Genomic DNA, 18,711 nt, shown 5'->3' on the forward strand with positions numbered 1-18,711 from the left:
AATCAAAAAACCCCCTGAAGCATATACGTTTCAGGGGGTTTAAATATAGTATAAATTTATGCTTTTGTCATACCAAGCAATACAGCGCCGCCGATAATTAAAACACTACCTAGAGCAATAAAGATCAATTGACGTTTTGTTTTCTTTTCACCTAAGAAGACAATCGCACCGAATGTTGAGATAACGATTCCAGTTTGAGATAATGGGAAGCTTGTCGCTACTCCGACACGTGGTAATGAAAGAAGTAAGAATAAGTTTCCTGTTCCCCAAAGTAAACCAGATACAGCATTACGAATTGCATATTTGTTAAATGGTTTATGTTTAGACGTCAGTACAACCGCACCAACGAACATACCAACTGCCTGTGGTAAAATAGCAGACCAACCATCAATGTTATACCAACGAATAATAATTACATATACAAGATAACCGAAAGTAGAAACAATTAAAGTAAGAAGTCCCTTTTTCAATTGTCCTGGTGGCTGTGCATTTTCTTTATCATCTAGTGATGTGAATACTACACCAACTACGATTAATAGGATTGCAATCGTTCCCAGAACAATCGTTGTAGTAGTAGTCCACTCACGAAAAGCGATAACTCCAAAGATAGAAGTTGCAACAAGTTGCATACCAGTAGAAATAGTTACAGTAGTTGAAACACCTAGTTTTTCAACTGTTTTTAATTGGTTTACTTGTCCTAAAGCCCAGAATAAACCTGAAATAAAGCCAACAATCAAGACTGTCATTGTTAAAGTTGGTTGAGTAAATACATACATAGTTGTTGCGAAGAATAGAGCACCGATTGTCATACCTACCGTTTGGCTATATGCACCACCGCCCATTTTTACGCTTACTAATAAGATGTTTCCCCATGCGATTGCAGGAAGAAGCGCTAATAAAATGTCCATTACAAGACTCCCTTCGGTTTTCTATACCAATATAATTACATATCGTTCTAACGATCGGTAATGCCCCACTAATAGAGTAGAAGATTACCGATCGCTAAAACAGGATGAAGAATTTACGATATAAATGCGTTTTCATTTCTTCATTTTTTGAAACACTTTCATATAATAACAGGAAATTACCTATTTTAGAAAGTGAATTCAAATAAAATGTATATTTAAATAAGGGTAAAAATTCAGTTATTAATCAAATCATTTTATTTTTCGGGAAATAAAAAGCAACTTTTGTCGAAAGTTGCTTTAAGAAGTAGTAATTCTTCTATTAATGAGTTGAATGCATAGTAAGAATAGAAGGGACATACTAATCGTTATGATTACAAGTGTCCAAGCTAGTTGCATATTACTCGCATCAATAGCCATATAAATCGCCGTTGGAATCGTCTGAGTTTTGCCAGGTATATTTCCTGCAAACATTAAAGTTGCACCAAATTCACCGAGTGCGCGAACAAAGCTTAAAATCATACCGCTAAGTAGTGCGGGGAATGCAAGCGGGAGTGTAACATGTAGAAAAACTTGATATTCACTTGCACCAAGATCGCGCGCGCCATCTTCAATTTGTACATTTGCGATAGAAAATCCTGTTTTTGCTGATTGGTACATGAGCGGAAATGCAACGACTGTAGAAGCAATGATAGCAGCAGTAGATGTAAACATAATGGACTGCTGAAATAATGATTCAATCCACTTTCCAATGGGACTGTTATTTCCAAAAATGATAATTAGAAAAAAGCCGATAACAGTTGGTGGAAGCACCATTGGTAATAAGAAAATAGTTTCTAGTAGTACTTTATATCGCCACGAGGAGCGCGCTAATGCTCGTCCAATAATCGTTCCTAAGATCGTAACGATTATTGTGGCGCACGCAGCTACTCGCAAGGATAGAAAGACAGGTGACAAAATTGCATCAAAGCTCATAGCGATTATGGCAGGATTGTAAATCCATATTTCTTAAAGATAGATTGTGCATCTTTTGATTGTAAATACTCATAGAATGAAGTCGCCTCTTTCTTATGCTTAGATTCCTTTATAACACCTAAAGGATAGTGGATTGGCTCATGAGAATTAGCTGCTACCGCTTCTACAATTTTTACCTTGTCTGAAACGAGAGCGTCTGTTTTATATACAATACCAGCATCAACATTACCTGTTTCTACATATGTTAACACTTGGCGAACATCTTTTGTAAATACGATTTTATTTTGAACGTCATTCCAAAGATTTTCATATGTGAGAGAAGCTTTTGCATATTTTCCTGCAGGTACAGATTCGGGTGTACCAAGTGCGATTTTCTTGATTTTCTCATCCTTTAAATCTTGAAATCTTGTAAGAGCACTATCTTTTGGAACGACTAGAACTAGTTCATTTCCAAGAAGGTTTTTTCCTTCTTTTTCATTAATAAATCCTTTTTTAACAAGAGTTTGGAATTTATCCTCTGCTGCAGAGAAGAATAAATCAGCAGGTGCACCTTGCTCAATTTGTTGTTGAAGTGCACCAGAAGCACCGAAGTTAAAAGAAAGTTTAATATTAGGTTCTTTTTCTTTATATTTTGTTTCAATTTCTTTTAGTGCATCTTGTAAGCTTGCAGCAGCGGATATAGTAAGTTCTACTGTTTTTCCTTCTTTGGCAGTTGATTTCTCTTTCTTTTCTCCGCTTGTACATGCAGCACTAAATATAAGAAGAAAAGAAAGTATAAGTGCCCCAATGGATCGTAATGTAAACTTATTCATAAAAAAATCCCCTTTTGTTTTGATATATTCAATTATAACTAATTATAACTAATTATAACTAGTTATAATTGAATATAATTTGAACGGTATAGTTGTTTTTTAAAACTAGGAGAAATATTCTTTTCTTTGTTACAATGAAGGAAGAAAGTGAGGAATCGTCTATGGATCATCATTCCTACACAACGGAAGAAGTAGCGAAGCGATTAAAGGTATCAAAATTAACTGTATATGACTTGATTAAAAAGGGAGAACTTCCTTCTTATAGGGTTGGTAGACAAATGCGCATTGATGCAGCTGATTTAGAACAATATATAAAGCAAATGAAAACAGGGAAGGTACAATTTACTCCTGTAAAGAAGGACGAAATTAGTAGTTCGAATACACGCATCATTAGTGGTCAAGAACTAACGTTAGATATGTTGGCAAAGCATATAGAAAATCGATTGCCAAATTCTAATATATTGAGAGCGTATCAAGGTAGTTTAACGAGTTTAGTGAAGATGTACCAAGGAGAAGGAAGCGTCGTTAGTTTACACTTATTTGATGGTGAAACGGGTACATATAATGTTCCTTACGTAAAACGTATTTTAGTTGGACAACCATGTATTATGATTAATTTATTATCAAGGAATGTAGGGTTTTATGTGCAAAAAGGGAATCCCAAAAATATAAAAACATGGGCTGATTTATCTCAGTCATCTATACGATTTGTAAATCGAGAAAAGGGTTCCGGTATTAGGGTATTAGTGGATGAGCAATTGCGAATTCAAAAAATAAATAAAGAAGATATTAGCGGTTATGAATGGGAAGAATCGAATCACCTTGGTGTTGCTTCGCAAGTTGCGAATGGAAAAGCTGATGTTGGAGTAGGGTCAGAAAAGTTTTCGCAAATTGTAAATGTAGACTTTATTCCAATAATGAAAGAACAGTATGATTTAGTACTTCTGAAGAATAGAGAAAATGAGGAACTTATTGAGGTTATAAAAGAGGTTTTGCAATCTGAAGAGTTTCACAATGAATTAAAAGCAATTGGTGGATATGATATAAGCAAAACAGGCCAAATTATATATGAAACAAACTAAAAAGCTGCTTGTCTATAAGACGAGCAGCCTTTTCTATATATAAAGGGGTTGGGGGAAACAAAGTGTTAAATAAGACTTTGAGCAAGTGCATAAATGAATGCAGTAAGAAGAGTAGCTCCACTTGCAAGTCCGATAAAGTCTGATTTGTTAAATGTAATGATGTTCATAATAATCTCTCCTTATTTGTTTAATGTAGTTGCAACTGCTTTTGCATCGACAAGTGCGGATAGCACCATGCCCATTGTATTTAAAAATTTGTTTGATTTCATTTTGTTCATCATGCGTATCCGCTCCTTTTCGAATTGTTGTTGCCCTGCTTATGTCTTAATTATAGGAAATATGATCAGTTACAACTATCGAATTAGCTTACGGGAGACTTACACTTTTGTAAGAAAAAAAGACATTCGTGTAAGAATGTCCTTCACAGCATATTGATATGATGATGCTCTTCAATTGTTTTTAAAAAGCTACGCATTGAATTGGTCATGTAGCTATCTTTGCGGCGTATGAAAACCGTTGAAATACTACCGTATTTTTCAGGGATTGCATGACAATGTACCTTACCAGCTTTAGAAAGATGGTGGACAGCAGACTGCGGTACGAGTGTAATACCAAGGCCAAGTGCAACACTGTTTAGTATTGTTTCTAATATATTAAATTCCATAATTCTTTTTGGCAGCAAACCTTCATCTTTAAGCCATCGCTCTAATTTTGAACGGTATCCACATCCTTGATTAAAAACGAGTAGGGGCGTCGTAGTAAATTCTTCTATATGAAAAGCTTTATTTTGTGTAACAAGCATTAATTTCTCAGTACTAACATCGTATTGTTCAATTAGTGGATGTTTAATAGGACCTGATATAAAGGCGCCATCTAATTGATGATCAAGTACTTCTCTAATAAGTTCTTCCGTTAGACCGGCTTGTAATGATAAATCGACATTTGGATAGCTTTTATAGTAAGAAGACAAGATGGTAGGTAATGTACTGACTGTTTCAACTGTACCAATTTTTAATATGCCAGATGGTGTTTCACTATCTAAAAACACTTGTTTTAGCTCTTCAACATCTTGCAAAATTTTATGAACGTAAACGAGCATCTTTCTTCCTTCAGCTGTTAAAGTCATGCCTCGCTTATGACGGTAAAAGAGAGGTGTTTTCAGCTCGTTTTCTAATTGTTTAATACGTGCGGTTACATTTGATTGTACATAATTTAATTCCTTTGCTGCGCCGCTTACACTACCGCGGTCGGCAACGCTCTGGAAGATTTGTAAGTCTCGTAATTCCATTTTATGCTCCTCCTTGATGTTAACTATCATTATAAATGATAGTTAACATCATTTTGAATCATTTTACGTGATATATTTTTTCTTTTACAATTCTCTTTGTGCAAATAGAAAGAAGTGAGGGATTGCGGTGAGAAGAAGTCAAATGATAATAGGTGCGTTGGCATGTTTAGTTGCAAGTATGTCATGGGGAGCAATGTTTCCGGTTGCTGATCATGCTCTAGAATACATAGATCCATTTTATTTTTCACTTATTCGCTATGGAGCGGTAGCAATTGTACTGATTGTATTATTGCTAATGAAAGAAGGAAAGAAAGCATTTCGCTTAGAAGGAAGAGGAAAGTTACTCGTCTTTTTTGGAACAATGGCGTTTACCGTATATAATGTATTAATTTTTCTAGGACAAATGTTAATGGGAAAATCAGGTGTGATGGTAGCTTCTATTATGGAGGCGCTTATGCCGATGATTTCAATTTGTATTTTATGGGGATATAAAAATATAAAGCCGAAGAAGTATATGATAACGAGCATGATTATCGCATTTGTAGGGGCTGTATTTGTTATTACGAAAGGTGATATGAGTTTCTTTTTAACATTGAAAGATAACATGTTTTCACTAGCATTTATATTTGTTGGTGTTGTAGGATGGGTTATTTATACGATGGGTGGTCAAACGTGTAGTGATTGGTCTACGTTACGTTATTCTACGTTGACCTGTGTATTTGGTACGGCTGTCACAGGAATTATAACGGTAATCATTACGGCGCTTGGATACGTTTCAGTCCCAAGTATGGAAACGATTTCTATTGTGAAATATGATTTATTATTTATGATGACATTACCAGGTATTGTAGCGCTACTTGCTTGGAACTACGGTGTGAAAATCTTATCATCAATTAATGGTATTTTATTTATTAACTTTGTGCCAATTACTACTTTAGTTATTATGATGATACAAGGATATAAAATAACGACATTTGATGTATTAGGAACATTATTTGTTATTGCAGCGCTTATTCGTAATAATGTTTGTCAGAGAAAAGAAGAAAATATAAATAAACAAATTTTGCAAGAAAAGCAATTGCGTCAAGCTGTTTAATAGGCAACTGGAGGATTTTATATGTTAGAAAGTTTATTGTTTTTCTTTGCTGCTGGAGTTGCCTGCGAGCTTGCAGCAATTAATCGAAACGGTCGTAAAAATATAAAACAACAAGCTGAACTGATACAGCTTTTAAAAGACTTGAAGGAAAGAAAAAATTAAAAAGACGACCGGGCATAGACGGTCGTCTTTTCTATTATTATTTATATAAAGGGGAAAGGGGACACAAAGTTATATAAGCGTAGCAGCGTAAATGAAAGCAGTAAGAAGAATCGAGCCGCTAGCCAGTCCTAAAAAATCTAATTTGTTAAAAGTCATGTTATTCATTATAAATTCTCCTTACTTGTTTAATGTAGAAGCAACAGCTTTTGCATCGATAAGAGCGGAAAATACCATGCCCATTGTATTTAAGAAATTGTTCGTTTTCATTTTGTTCATCATATAGATCCGCTCCTTTTCAAATGGTTGTTGTTACTTTCTAACTTAATTGTATAAGATAGTGGAGGGAGTCACTATCGAATTAGCTTACAAGAAAATTACACTTTTGTAAGAATTGAAATTTAACAATAAATACTTATTTTTATTACCAACTCCTAAAACTTAGTGTTATAATCGTTGTAAGAAAATGATTATACTTCGGATATTCAGAAAGGAACGAAACAAATGTATAAACCAATTACATTTTCGTTGAAATATATATTTAAAATGGCTGGGAAGGTAGAAGTACAAGGGAGAGAGAAATTACCGGAAGATGGCCCTTACGTTGTTGCATGTACACATACAAGTTTTATGGATGTTTTAATGTTAGCGGCAGGAATGTACCCAACCCAAATTCATTACATGGCAAAAAAAGAATTGTTTGAAGGGAAATTTAAAAATTGGTTTTTTAAAAATGTAAATGCATTCCCTGTAGACCGTGCGAATCCAGGGCCAAGCACATTAAAAATTCCATCACGTTTATTAAAAGAAGGAAAAGTAGTAGGGATTTTCCCGAGTGGGACGAGGTCATCAGAAGACGTTTCACTAAAAGCTGGGGCTGTTACGATTGCAATGCGTTCTAACGTTCCGTTAATACCGGCAGCTTATGTTGGTCCATCAAGTATAAAAGAATTGATAAAAGGAAAAAAAGCGCGATTAGTTTTTGGAGACCCAATTCAAATTGATGCTGAAGAACAAATAGATCGAAAAACGGCTATGAAGATGATGACAGATGAATTAAATGCAAAGTTTGAAGAACTAAAGGAAGTTTTGCAGCCGAATCAAAGCTAAAAAAGACGACCGGGTATAGACGGTCGTCTTTTCTATTATTATTTATATAAAGGGGAAAGGGGACACAAAGTTATATAAGCGTAGCAGCGTAAATGAAAGCAGTAAGAAGAATCGAGCCGCTAGCCAGTCCTAAAAAATCTAATTTGTTAAAAGTCATGTTATTCATTATAAATTCTCCTTACTTGTTTAATGTAGAAGCAACAGCTTTTGCATCGATAAGAGCGGAAAATACTAAGCTCATTGTATTTAAGAAATTGTTCATTTTCATTTTGTTCATCATATAGATCCGCTCCTTTTCAAATGGTTGTTGCCCTGTTTCTGACTTAATTATATGAAATGTTGCGGAGAGTCACTATCGAATTAGCTTACAGGGAAATTACACTTTTGTAAGAAAAACGAATGAAAGTGTCATGATGAGAAGATTTGACATATGTTCATGTGATTCATTAAGTTAAAAGTAGAGGTGAGTGTATGGCTAATATTAAAGATATTGCAAAGATGGCTGGGGTTTCAGTTACGACTGTTTCGAGGGTATTAAATGATCATCCATATGTAAGTGAAGAAAAAAGGAAAGTTGTTTTAGAAATAGTTGAGAAATTGAATTACTCGCAAAATGCAAATGCTGTTCATTTATCAAAAGGGAAGACGAATATTGTTGGCGTGATTTTACCTTATATTAATCATCCGTCTTTTGATGCGATGGTGGGTGGAATGATGGAAGTTGCGTTAGCTCACAACTATCGAGTGCTTCTTTGTCAAACGAACTACAATAAAAAAGAAGAAATGAAAAGTTTACATATGTTGAAAACAAAGCAACTAGACGGTCTTATCATTTGTTCTCGTGCTAATGAGTGGGAAACTATAGAGCCTTATGCAGCGTATGGGGCGGTTATTGCTTGTGAGGATAATGATATTGAAAGCATATCGAGTGTATATACAGATCATTTTAATGCCTTTCAATTAGGGATGAGTTACCTTATTGAAAAAGGTTATAAGAAGATTGGATATTGTACGGGAAGAAAGTTAGGGCCAAGTAGTAAGAAACGTTTTGATGCTTATAAACAACAGCTACAATTAATAGATGAAGAAGTGATGGAAGATTGGATTTTCACAGAATGCTTTACGTTAGAAGATGGTGTAAGAGTTGCACATCAATTCAAGGAGATGGAGAATCCTCCTGAAGCATTAATAGTGGCAGGAGATGAGGTCGCTATTGGGATCATGACAGAAGTTGAAAAATTAGGTATTAAAGTTCCAGAGGATTTAGCGATTATTGGTTTTGATAACCAACCGATTTCTCAAGTTTTACAACTGACAACCATTGACCAAAATTTAAAGGGAATAGGTAAGACGGCTTTTGAAATGTTTTACAGGCAAGTAAGTGATGAGAGTTCTAAACAAGAAAAGATGGAAATTCCATATAAACTTGTGGAACGTTCTACAGTTTAGTCATAATCCGTTATGTGTATAATCACATAACGGATTATTTTTTGAAATGTCTTTGACAGGAAACGCGTTTCATACTTTATAAAAGAGTTACACCGGTCTGTAATAATCCATGGATTCTTTTCAAGTGTTAAAACAATGAATAGAATTTGGAGGGATATGCATGAATGAACTTTTATTAAGTATGAAAAAATATGTAGAGGATGACGAAAAGATTTTAGCGTTTGTCGTAGGGATATTTGAAAAGGATGACTTTACTTTATGTTATCAACATGGGATTTTTGTTGCCACTACTAGACGTCTTCTATTTTACGGGAAATTTCCGTGCTATCCTGCGATATTTGAAGAGTATTCGTATTTGCATATAGATGACATAGATTTCCGTCCATATTTCGAATGTACTTGTAATCGTGAAACCATTAGAGCTAAGTATATTCAGAGTGGGAATGTGGAGCGCTTTGTCCGTACAGTTAGAGCGAATATGAATAATTAATCACCCCTTTGTTTAAACATAATATCTTGGTCTTTGTGAGGGGAAATGCGGAATAAAAACAACTTCTAAACCTCTAGGAGATAGTGATACAATGTCAAATGGGGGGAGGTATGAACTATGGTTAATCAACGTATAAAGGAAATAACACTAATTACAATTGGTTCATTATTATTCGCAATTGGTATTAATTACTTTGCAATTCCAAACCGTTTATCAGAGGGTGGAATTATTGGTTTAACAGTTGTTACGTACTATTTATTTGATTGGTCACCGGGAATTGTGAATTTTGGTTTGAATGCAATTTTATTAGCTGTAGGTTATAAATTTTTTGATAAGAAAACGATGGTTTACACAATTATAGGTATTGTGGAAACATCTTTGTTTTTATATGTTACAGAACATATCGAATATCAAGTAAATAGTGATACGTTACTAGCAGCTTTATTTGCTGGTGTATTTGTAGGTATCGGATTAGGCTGTATGTTCAAAGCTGGAGGTACATCAGGAGGATCGGCAATTTTAGCTCGACTAGCAAATCAATATTTAGGTTGGAGCGTTGGTAAAGGCGTACTTATTATTGATATCGTTGTAATTGCGGGTTCTGTATTTATAATAGGACAAGAAAAGGCAATGTATACACTTGTAGCTGTATTTGTCGGAGCGAAAGTAATTGATTTCATCGTGGAAGGTATGGATACAAAAACAGCTGTTACAATCATTTCAAATCAACCGGATTTAATACGTGAAACTATTACAAAAAACATGACACGCGGTGTCACTGTATTAGAAGGACGCGGCGGATATACTGGTAAAAATAAAGAAGTTTTATATATCGTTATTAATAAACAAGAGCTTGTTAAGTTAAAGCAAGTTATTAGTAGAGTTGATGAAGATGCCTTCGTTGTCATTCACGATGTGCGTGATGTACTTGGCGGTGGCTTTAAAGCAAGCTAAAAGGTGAACGAGAAAATTCGTTCATCTTTTTTTATCCCGCATTAACGGGTAGTAGAACTCCCACCTCAAAATTCAGCTGGAGCAAAGAAGTTAGGTGGGAGATCCACTGCCCGTAAACGCCCGATTGGTGAGGGCTGATTAAGGCTCCACTTTATTCTTACAAAAATGTAAGGGTAATGTAATGGGATTGAATGGTAGATTAAATTCCTGCTCTTTAGAATGGATATATAACTATCCTGCAGAGGAGGAAGATCAGTATTATGAAGAAAAAAATAATTACTACTGTAATAGCTATGGTAGTGATACTAGTAGTATTACTACCTACGAAACTTGGACCAGTTATTGATAAATATAATCCGCTTTATACGACGAAAGAATACTATACAATTGTGGATGCGATTGGTCAGCATGTCGGTGATGAATGGTATGAATATGAATTTATTGCATTTGATGAACGTGGAAGAGAACAAAAAGTAAAGAAGACTGTTAAGCATATGTTAAAGAGAGATGAAGCATTAAAGGTGTACGCAAAAGGACGCTACGGCGAGGCAATTGAAGAAATTGAAGCTGTAAATATTCCTATTAATGCGAAGAGTAAACTTTTAACGATGAGATAGCGAATTATACCCCCGCCTATTTTTTGTCGAAAATAAAAATACTAGGTAGGGGTATTTTAGGTTCGTGAAAAAGCCTTAGTCCATATGGACTAAGGCTTTTCTTATTATATAAAGGGAAAGGGGGTACATTGTAGTAGCATGAGTGAAAGGTATAAGAAGAGTCGGCTACTAGCAATGTAATTTGGTTATGTGAGTGTTCTTCTTATTTGGCTTACTTTCTAACTTTATTGTAAGAAATATAGGTAAGGGAAACTATCGAATTACATTACACATAGCTTACAAACATGTAAGCCTTCTGTAATGTAATTCGATGGTTAAAATATAGTAAATTTCATATAGTGTAACTAGAAAGTCTCACTGTATCACTTTCTGTTTGTAATGTTAATGAAGAATGAAAAACCAACTAATTTTTAATAGCCCTCATCTCTATTTAGATGAGGCTCTTTTTCAAACCTTACAACATTGTAAGGTTTACGTAAGTTAATTCGATAGTAAATTTGTCATATTTTTTGCATAATAGATACAAATAGATAAAAAATAATTAGGGATATATTAAGAAGGGAGAAAACTGGGATGCGTAAAGAAGAAGTAGTGAAGTTTCCAATTAAAGATTTCTGTAGCTACTTTACTGTTGCCGTAGTATGTATTGGATTATTTGATATAATAACAAATTTAATTGTTAACTAATATAGATGATAAAACAAGAAGGAAGACCCTTTCTTGTTTTTTTTATGGGGGCATAAAGATGAAATTGATTGATAGCCATATACATGTTGATCAATATGAGAATGAAGAGAAAAGTAGATTATTTATAGATGTGGAAAACAGTAAAGAGATACAAGGGCTTATTGCAGTATCTATGAATTATCAATCATGTCTAGAAACTTTATCTTTAGCAAAGCGATATCCTTTTGTACATCCAGCAATAGGTTTTCATCCGGAGCAGCCGATTCATAAAGAGGAATGTGAACAAATTTATAAATTAATTGAAGATCATGTAGAGGAAATCGTTGCGATTGGTGAAGTGGGCTTGCCATATTATTTAAGGAAAGAAGATGAAAATATTGCTATTGATCCATACATAGCGGTGTTAAAAAAGTTTGTGGAACTAGCTAGTAAATACGATTTACCAATTATATTGCATGCGGTTTATGAAGATACTGACACTGTATGTGGTTTACTTGAAGAATATAAAGTTTCGCGTGCACACTTTCATTGGTTTAAAGGAAGTGAAGAGACAATGAAACGGATGATGAGGAACGGTTATTATATTTCTATCACACCGGATGTTTTACATAAGGAGAAAATTAGAAAAATCGTTTCGTATTATCCGCTTGAATATATGATGGTAGAAACAGATGGGCCGTGGGAATTTCAGAAGGATACGATGACACATCCTTATATGATAAAAGATGTATTACAAGAAATTAGTATAATAAAAAAAATATCAGTAGAGAAAGTTACTGAGCAAATATATGCGAATACGGTGCGATTTTATAAAGTTAGTGAGTCATAAAAAAACACCAAGCATCTCGCTTGGTGTTTTTTTATGACTCTAATTTTTTCGCACGTCTTAATAATAAAAGAAAGACAATTATAATGAACCCAATTATAAGGAAGAACCCATATTGTTTTATATAATCAATTATGTCATTCGCACTTGTTGGTTTTTCAACGTGAATGCCGTCTTTATTAGTAGTAATATGAATATCTTTCATTTTTACTTCATTTGTTTCTTTTTGTAAATCAATCCACTCTATGTTTGGAATACTTTCTAGTTCTTTTAATACTTCTTTTAATGGTTCAACGCCCAAGTAAGGATGATAAAATGCACCGATAATTCCATCAGATAGTTTAGTGATAGATAAAGCACGTTCTTTCATTTTTGCTATAGCTTGTGGCTTCCCTTCTTCAATAAAGCCAACAGTTTCAGGAATTAATTTCATCCCATGTAAAAATGACGGTGTACTTATATAAGCCGGTGAGTGCATTGATTTCCAAGTTGTATCGTTTAGTTGTATTTGTCCTACATAAGTTGAAAAATATTGTGATAGTATTTCATATCCTTTTTGAGACATTGTATAGTGCGGAGCTTCAAAGGCAACTGGATATAATTTAGCTTCTACAAGCTCTGTAATCCCTTTTTCAATATGATCTTTAATATATTTTTCTTCGAAGGCTTTCCCGTTTTTTACGTATTTATTATAGTCTTCTGTAGACTGAAAATCTTTTTTTGTTTTTGATTTTTCATGGTTTGGTTGGCGAATTGGTTGATCTGTTTTTACATCCCAAAATTCAAAACCTTCGCCAGTTTCACTATCATAAAACTGATGTGTGTAACCATGCATAACGATAGAGCCACCATTATCTTGCATAAAGTGTAAAACATCGATTAATTCAGAGTTATCCTTTAAATGTACTGTTTTTCCTGTGTCTGGATCTTTGTAAACAGGGATAACGGTAATCATATAAGGGAGCTTTTTCTCTTTTAGTAATTCAGCGATTTCTTTTAATTGCTTTACATCTACAGCTGGATGAACGTCTTCAAGACGTAAATAAGCTGAAGTTTTATTTGTTTCAGGTTTTTGTCCGAAATAAGAAAATAACATTTCACCGACGTAATGAGACATCCAATCGAAAAGGTTTGGAGTTGCAACATAATAGGATGTTCCTTGCTGAATGATTAACGGATGAGTTCCATCAGCACTCAAGGCGTAAGCAAGAGTTGTTCCTTTTGTTTCAATTTTCTTCATTAAGCGTTCTTCATGTAATTCATTTTTTAACTGGTTAGTCGGATATTCTATAGTGTGAATTCGTATATCGGTTTCTTTCGAGGTAATGAAAGAAAAACGATTAGATAATTGTTCAACATTTTGTCCTAAAACTAATATGGGACCTGAGAAGTTTTCTAGAAATTGTTTTGCTGCAATAGAAAAATCTTCTTTTTTCTCTCCGATATAAACAATATGTGTATAAGAAGATGATTCAGTAATTTCCTTTACTTCCTTTAAGCTTTTTACTGTTATATCTTTTGTAAAGTGCCCTAACTGAGTATTAAGGATTTGTACATTGTTTGTAATTTTGTTGTCTTCTGTACTATACAAAACGAGTACTTTTGATTTTGATGATGTTTGTGCAGAGGTATGTATAGGAATGAGTAGTAAAATGCTGAAAAAGATTAGTAGAGTTCTTTTCATTTATTTATGCTCCTATTCTATATATGGAATTCAATTTACAATTATATACAAGAAATAAGTTATAGTCCATGTAAGTTACATTTTTGCACGTATTTACCATATGTTTTTTCGCAAAATCGGTCTAAAGCATGATGATAATATGTATAGTAATTTGCTATGATTGAAAGGTAAGAGAATGATAGAGTGTTGGTAATTGTAAAAGAAAGGCTGAAAGGGGACAAATTTCAGCGGAGAAAGAGGTAGAGGTAGTGAAGAAATTCTTTGTAGGATTTTTAGTTGTTCTTGGAGTGTATTTATATTTCCAAGGAAAGTCTGAAGGAATGGGTAAGCTAATGAATGAGACAAGCTATGTTGATTCAGAAGAAGCAAAACAGATGAAACAAATCATTATAGAGGAAGCAAAGAAAGTAAACCTTCCGGAATGGATACCTCTTACAATTGCCGAACACGAAAGTAGGTTAAATCCAAGAAGTGTTGGAGATAACGGAACTTCATTCGGATTGTTTCAATTACACCGCGGTGGTGGGCTTGCGCCAGATCATTTAACTGATGAAGAGCTGAAAGATCCACGTACAAATGCGCAAATTGCAATGCCGCATTTAATGAAAGGTTATAAGCGCGGGGTGCAAAAAGGTTTGACTGATTTTGCATTACTGAAATATATAGCGAATACATCTGGATGGCCAGGGAATTTAGGACCAGAGTGGACGGATAACAATATGAAGTATAACATCGGATTAGAGGATGTATACTATCGAAATAAAGGTGTAATCAAAGAGTAGGTTTTTTATACCTACTCTGTTTTTTTATGAATAATTTCATCCTTTTCTTTCGTGAAATACTGCGCTAGTTGTATTTTCACCTCTTCTAGTTTTGTAGAAACTTGTGGTATTTTATATCCTACATACAACGGTGAAACGACAAACCTAGGAACAACTTTACAAATCATTTTTCCATTTAGATGATAGAAGAATAAGTTATAACTACTACATCCTTTATGGAAATCTGTCAGTATGTAACGTACAGTTTGCTGAATATAATTGGCCATTTCATCTATAAATGCAATATCTTCAATGATGATATTAAATTCAGTAAAGCCGATAATAGGACGCCCTGAAATGTTGAGTTCAATGCGTTCATTTTTTTGAACAATTACCCCTTGAAAATTTGCTTCTTCAATATTTTCAAGATAGTCTACATGTTTCATTCCGATAATTTGCATATGTGCATGATGCAAACTTCCGCCTGAAAATGGACCATGATTTTTGTATAAAATCACAGAAGTGAATTCTTCATTTTCCTGTAAGTTTAACCAATGGAGAATAGAGAAGCGAATTAGTTTTCTCATATGTTCTTCTGTATATGTTGCGATATGGTCTTCGCAATTATCTGTTTCGATTAGCACGGTTTGAAAGGTATCCTTTAATGTAGGGAATTTATTTTTTAACCAAATAATAGAGCCCTCAGTTGCTAAAATATCCGTTAAATTTTTTCTGTCACAAAAAGGACATGCAGCACGTCTGTTCCGAATGCTTTCTGGTTTTTGTTTACCGATATCGTTTAAAAAATATAGTTGTTGTGTATCCATTTGTATATATGCCCCTTTAAAATATATGTAAAAATCCCGCTTAATACATTCGGGAAAAGGAGAAGGAAATCCTTTAAAGGGAATAGGGAAAAATAAAAGACAAGATATCCTCATTGCAATAGGGTACCTTGTCTTTTATTTTTTCTTTAATAGTGTGTATGGATAATATAGAGCATTTTCATTTTCATTTTGTTTCTTTTTTCTATTTTTTATTGTGTATAAGGCAATTGCTGTACTTGCGATTACAATAATGGCTTTCTTCATATTCATATACCCCTTTTTATTGTTGGTTTAATTCTTGGCTAACTGCTTTCGCATCAACTAAAGCATGTAAGATCATTTTTACCATGTTCATCATAGTTCTTTCCTCCCTTTTATAGTTCGTTTAGTTCTTTTACAACTGCTTGTCCGTTCACTAATACCTCAAAGATTGCTTTTACGAGTTCTTTCATCATGATTGTTTCCTCCTTGTTTTTGTCTCTCTTGTTTATATCTTTATTGTATAGGGAGGCATCTTTTCGTACTATCGCTTTCCATTACGTGAACATAACAGTTTTGTAAGATTTGATGTCACTTATTGAAATGTTTAGTCTATCTTCATTATTTTCAGAAAAATGACTATTCAAACATAAATCGGGGAAGTATAATAAAGAAGTAAGTATTAAATTCCGTACGAAAGGAGTGAATGAGATGAAATGTTCTTTAGCTACGCGCGCAAAATTTTTAGATTATATCTATATTTGTCGTGCGATTTTTCATGATGTAGTTGTTAACGGGATACGTATGCCCTTTTTTAACAATTGCATAGTAGCTATTGAACGATAGAGGTCTCTTCACCCATTTTTGATAAACGTGTGAAAAGGGAGCTATTTGGCTTCCTTTTTCTATGACAAAAACCATGGGGAATGTTTCTTTCCCATGGTTTTTTATATTGAAAGGAGTACGGAAAATGACAATTTGTAGTGTAAATAATGTAAAGAAATCTTTTGGTGGAAACATCATATTTGAAAATATATCGCTTGAAATAAAGAATGGAGAACGTATTGGATTAGTTGGTCGTAACGGTAGTGGGAAGACAACTATCTTTCAGCTTCTAACAGGAATGGAGAGTTTGGATGCAGGAGCCATTCATATGAAGAAAGGTACATGCATCGGTCATGTAGCACAAATTCCAAAATTCAATAATGAAATGAATGTATATGATGTATTAAGCTCCGCTTTTAAAAAGGAAAAAGAGTTGGAGATAGAAATGCATGCTTTAGAAAAAAATATGGCAGAAGAACAGGAATCATCTGCTTTACAAAAATTGATGGAGAGATACGGAGTAATTCAAGAAAGGTACGCGTTTCTCGGTGGTTATGAAATAGAAGCGAATATTATGAAGGTAGCAAATGGTCTACAGGTGACGGAACTATTTCGAAGGTCATTTATGGAGATAAGTGGTGGAGAACAAACAAAAGTAAGCCTTGCGTATATGCTATTGCAGAAACCAGATCTACTTTTGTTAGATGAACCAACAAATCATTTGGACTTATTTGCAGTCGAGTGGTTAGAGCAATTTCTAAAAGAATATACAGGAACAGTTATGGTCATTTCGCACGATCGCTATTTCCTTGATGAAGTTGTAACGAAAATTTTTGATTTAGAAGATGGAGAAATTCACGTATATCATACGAACTATTCACAGTTTGTTGAGGAAAAGGAAGAAAGGCTGCTTCAAGAATTTCAAGCGTATCAAGAACAGCAAAAGAAAATAAAGAAAATGAAAGAAGCAATTAAGCGTCTACGTGAATGGGCAAATCAAGCGAATCCGCCGAATGAAGGATTGCATAAGAGAGCGAGAAATATGGAACGTGCATTAGAGCGTATAGAGAAACTAAAGAGACCCATTTTGGATAGAAAACAGATGGGACTTCAGTTTGAAGGGCAAGAGAGAAGCGGGAAAGATGTTGTTGTAATGAAAGAAGTGAGTAAAGGATTTGCTGAACGATCTTTATTTGAGAAAGTAAATTTGCATCTTCGTTTTCAGGAGCGCGCAGCTATCGTTGGACGTAATGGTACAGGAAAAACTACGCTATTAAAACTATTACTAAAAGAAATGCAGCAAGATGCTGGAGAAATTCGAATTGGTAGTAGTGTGAAAATCGGTTATTTATCGCAACATGCGCACGGGAATATGAAGAACAATGTATTGGAAGCTTTCAGAGATTGCGTGGCTGTAACAGAGGGAGAAGCAAGACATATATTAGCGCGATTTTTATTTTATGGTCCAGCTGTTTTTAAGAAAGTAACGCAACTTAGCGGCGGAGAAAAAATGAGGTTAAGACTCGCGCAACTTATGTATCAAGATGTTAATTTTCTTATTTTAGATGAACCGACGAATCATCTTGATATTGAATCAAGGGAAGTTTTAGAGGAGGCCCTTGAACAATATAATGGGACTATTTTAGCTGTTTCACATGATCGTTATTTCTTAAATAAGTTATTTGAAAAAACATATTGGATTGATGAGCACAAATTATTTGAGTTTGCAGGGAACTATGCATGGGCTCGTCAAAAGTGGGAAGAAAGAATTGAGAAACAAGTAGCAAAACAGAAGCAGCAACAGCAAGGGAATAAAGTGTTAAAAGTAATGCCTATAAAAAAGAAGGAGTCTAGGAATTTAGAGGAAGTTGAAAACGAGTTAATGCATATAGAAGAAGATATATATGCACTCGAATGTAAAATGGAACATGTAGTTGATGTTGAAATGCTTGAACAATTGTATGAAGAAAAAACGAAAAACGAGTTTTTGCGAGCGGAGTTATATAATGAGTTAGAGAATATTGTGGAGTAAAGAAAATAGAATGAAAAAGAGCAAGTTGTTTTCTCATATTTTTGGGGAGGGCTTGCTCTTTTTAGTATAATGAAAGTAGAAAAATTGGTATAATTTTCTTGTTAATGTGATAAGAGAATGAACTTTAGGTCACTAAAACGTGGGGAGAATTTT

22 protein-coding genes are annotated in these 18,711 nt (G+C 34.2%); 12 read left to right on the plus strand and 10 right to left on the minus strand.

The annotated features are described in order from the left end of the window. Nucleotides 1-56: 56 nt before the first annotated feature. The 3 genes from MR155_RS25680 to modA form a co-directional block, all read right to left on the minus strand. Nucleotides 57-908, minus strand: a complete 852-nt coding sequence (locus MR155_RS25680) for a GRP family sugar transporter (protein ID WP_002009926.1) — start codon at nt 906-908, stop codon at nt 57-59. A gap of 297 nt (nt 909-1,205) precedes the next feature. Beyond that, nucleotides 1,206-1,880 carry a molybdate ABC transporter permease subunit gene (modB, locus tag MR155_RS25685; protein WP_002029397.1) on the minus strand — a complete coding sequence of 225 codons (675 nt, stop codon included), beginning with the start codon at nt 1,878-1,880 and terminating at the stop codon, nt 1,206-1,208. Nucleotides 1,881-1,885: 5 nt separating this feature from the next. Next, nucleotides 1,886-2,692, minus strand: a complete 807-nt coding sequence (gene modA / locus MR155_RS25690; protein ID WP_242311464.1) for a molybdate ABC transporter substrate-binding protein — start codon at nt 2,690-2,692, stop codon at nt 1,886-1,888. Nucleotides 2,693-2,826: 134 nt separating this feature from the next. Here modA and MR155_RS25695 point away from each other — a divergent pair, with 134 nt between their 5' ends. After that, nucleotides 2,827-3,774 (plus strand): helix-turn-helix transcriptional regulator, encoded by a 948-nt coding sequence (locus tag MR155_RS25695; RefSeq protein WP_113938332.1) that lies wholly within the window; start codon nt 2,827-2,829, stop codon nt 3,772-3,774. A gap of 65 nt (nt 3,775-3,839) precedes the next feature. Here the strand turns inward: MR155_RS25695 and MR155_RS25700 are convergent, their stop codons facing one another. Continuing rightward, the gene (locus tag MR155_RS25700) at nt 3,840-3,941 is read right to left on the minus strand and encodes a DUF3948 family protein (protein WP_219300629.1); all 102 of its coding nucleotides are present in this window, start codon (nt 3,939-3,941) and stop codon (nt 3,840-3,842) included. A 254-nt stretch (nt 3,942-4,195) separates the two neighbouring features. Continuing rightward, nucleotides 4,196-5,062 (minus strand): LysR family transcriptional regulator, encoded by an 867-nt coding sequence (locus MR155_RS25705; protein ID WP_113938333.1) that lies wholly within the window; start codon nt 5,060-5,062, stop codon nt 4,196-4,198. A 127-nt stretch (nt 5,063-5,189) separates the two neighbouring features. Here MR155_RS25705 and MR155_RS25710 point away from each other — a divergent pair, with 127 nt between their 5' ends. Together MR155_RS25710 and MR155_RS25715 are read left to right on the plus strand one after the other, a co-directional pair. Continuing rightward, entirely contained in the window at nt 5,190-6,158 is a 969-nt protein-coding gene (locus MR155_RS25710; RefSeq protein ID WP_219300625.1) for a DMT family transporter, read from the plus strand. Between the two features lie 21 nt (nt 6,159-6,179). Further along, entirely contained in the window at nt 6,180-6,320 is a 141-nt protein-coding gene (locus tag MR155_RS25715) for a YrzO family protein (RefSeq protein WP_002063481.1), read from the plus strand. A gap of 69 nt (nt 6,321-6,389) precedes the next feature. Here the strand turns inward: MR155_RS25715 and MR155_RS25720 are convergent, their stop codons facing one another. After that, a complete protein-coding gene (locus tag MR155_RS25720) occupies nt 6,390-6,485 on the minus strand; it encodes a DUF3948 family protein (RefSeq protein ID WP_002124767.1) in 96 nt (31 codons plus the stop codon). Nucleotides 6,486-6,821: 336 nt separating this feature from the next. Here MR155_RS25720 and MR155_RS25725 point away from each other — a divergent pair, with 336 nt between their 5' ends. Further along, nucleotides 6,822-7,427, plus strand: a complete 606-nt coding sequence (locus MR155_RS25725; protein ID WP_002063482.1) for a lysophospholipid acyltransferase family protein — start codon at nt 6,822-6,824, stop codon at nt 7,425-7,427. A gap of 70 nt (nt 7,428-7,497) precedes the next feature. On the opposite strand, the gene MR155_RS25730 is transcribed toward MR155_RS25725, so the two are convergent. Then, complete coding sequence (locus MR155_RS25730; RefSeq protein ID WP_002124767.1) at nt 7,498-7,593, minus strand: DUF3948 family protein; 96 nt, start codon at nt 7,591-7,593, stop codon at nt 7,498-7,500. A gap of 305 nt (nt 7,594-7,898) precedes the next feature. Between MR155_RS25730 and MR155_RS25735 the strand changes: the two genes are divergently transcribed. From MR155_RS25735 to MR155_RS25755, 5 genes are all read left to right on the plus strand, one after another. After that, complete coding sequence (locus MR155_RS25735) at nt 7,899-8,876, plus strand: LacI family DNA-binding transcriptional regulator (RefSeq protein ID WP_113938335.1); 978 nt, start codon at nt 7,899-7,901, stop codon at nt 8,874-8,876. A 160-nt stretch (nt 8,877-9,036) separates the two neighbouring features. Continuing rightward, nucleotides 9,037-9,366 (plus strand): PH domain-containing protein, encoded by a 330-nt coding sequence (locus tag MR155_RS25740; RefSeq protein ID WP_002139893.1) that lies wholly within the window; start codon nt 9,037-9,039, stop codon nt 9,364-9,366. A gap of 117 nt (nt 9,367-9,483) precedes the next feature. Then, complete coding sequence (locus MR155_RS25745) at nt 9,484-10,320, plus strand: YitT family protein (protein WP_002009911.1); 837 nt, start codon at nt 9,484-9,486, stop codon at nt 10,318-10,320. A 260-nt stretch (nt 10,321-10,580) separates the two neighbouring features. Beyond that, nucleotides 10,581-10,937 carry a YxeA family protein gene (locus tag MR155_RS25750; protein ID WP_242311466.1) on the plus strand — a complete coding sequence of 119 codons (357 nt, stop codon included), beginning with the start codon at nt 10,581-10,583 and terminating at the stop codon, nt 10,935-10,937. A gap of 745 nt (nt 10,938-11,682) precedes the next feature. Next, nucleotides 11,683-12,453, plus strand: coding sequence for a TatD family hydrolase (locus tag MR155_RS25755; RefSeq protein WP_061689750.1), 771 nt, complete (start codon nt 11,683-11,685; stop codon nt 12,451-12,453). A 31-nt stretch (nt 12,454-12,484) separates the two neighbouring features. Here the strand turns inward: MR155_RS25755 and MR155_RS25760 are convergent, their stop codons facing one another. Further along, a complete protein-coding gene (locus tag MR155_RS25760) occupies nt 12,485-14,134 on the minus strand; it encodes a DUF2334 domain-containing protein (RefSeq protein WP_242311468.1) in 1,650 nt (549 codons plus the stop codon). 248 nt (nt 14,135-14,382) lie between these two features. Between MR155_RS25760 and MR155_RS25765 the strand changes: the two genes are divergently transcribed. Then, the gene (locus tag MR155_RS25765) at nt 14,383-14,916 is read left to right on the plus strand and encodes a transglycosylase SLT domain-containing protein (protein ID WP_000713256.1); all 534 of its coding nucleotides are present in this window, start codon (nt 14,383-14,385) and stop codon (nt 14,914-14,916) included. An 11-nt stretch (nt 14,917-14,927) separates the two neighbouring features. On the opposite strand, the gene MR155_RS25770 is transcribed toward MR155_RS25765, so the two are convergent. Together MR155_RS25770 and MR155_RS25775 are read right to left on the minus strand one after the other, a co-directional pair. Next, on the minus strand, nt 14,928-15,722 hold the full coding sequence (locus tag MR155_RS25770) for a DUF4931 domain-containing protein (protein WP_472927180.1): 795 nt from the start codon (nt 15,720-15,722) through the stop codon (nt 14,928-14,930). Nucleotides 15,723-15,857: 135 nt separating this feature from the next. Next, nucleotides 15,858-15,992, minus strand: a complete 135-nt coding sequence (locus tag MR155_RS25775) for a spore coat protein B (protein WP_219300618.1) — start codon at nt 15,990-15,992, stop codon at nt 15,858-15,860. A gap of 420 nt (nt 15,993-16,412) precedes the next feature. Here MR155_RS25775 and MR155_RS32085 point away from each other — a divergent pair, with 420 nt between their 5' ends. Both MR155_RS32085 and abc-f read left to right on the plus strand, forming a co-directional pair. Continuing rightward, nucleotides 16,413-16,547: an RAxF-45 family protein gene (locus MR155_RS32085; protein WP_002139888.1), complete on the plus strand. Its 135-nt coding sequence runs from the start codon at nt 16,413-16,415 to the stop codon at nt 16,545-16,547. 124 nt (nt 16,548-16,671) lie between these two features. Continuing rightward, complete coding sequence (abc-f, locus tag MR155_RS25780) at nt 16,672-18,558, plus strand: ribosomal protection-like ABC-F family protein (protein ID WP_113938338.1); 1,887 nt, start codon at nt 16,672-16,674, stop codon at nt 18,556-18,558. Nucleotides 18,559-18,711 lie beyond the last annotated feature (153 nt).

Source organism: Bacillus cereus group sp. BfR-BA-01331, from assembly GCF_022663915.1.
GTDB lineage: Bacteria > Bacillota > Bacilli > Bacillales > Bacillaceae_G > Bacillus_A > Bacillus_A mycoides.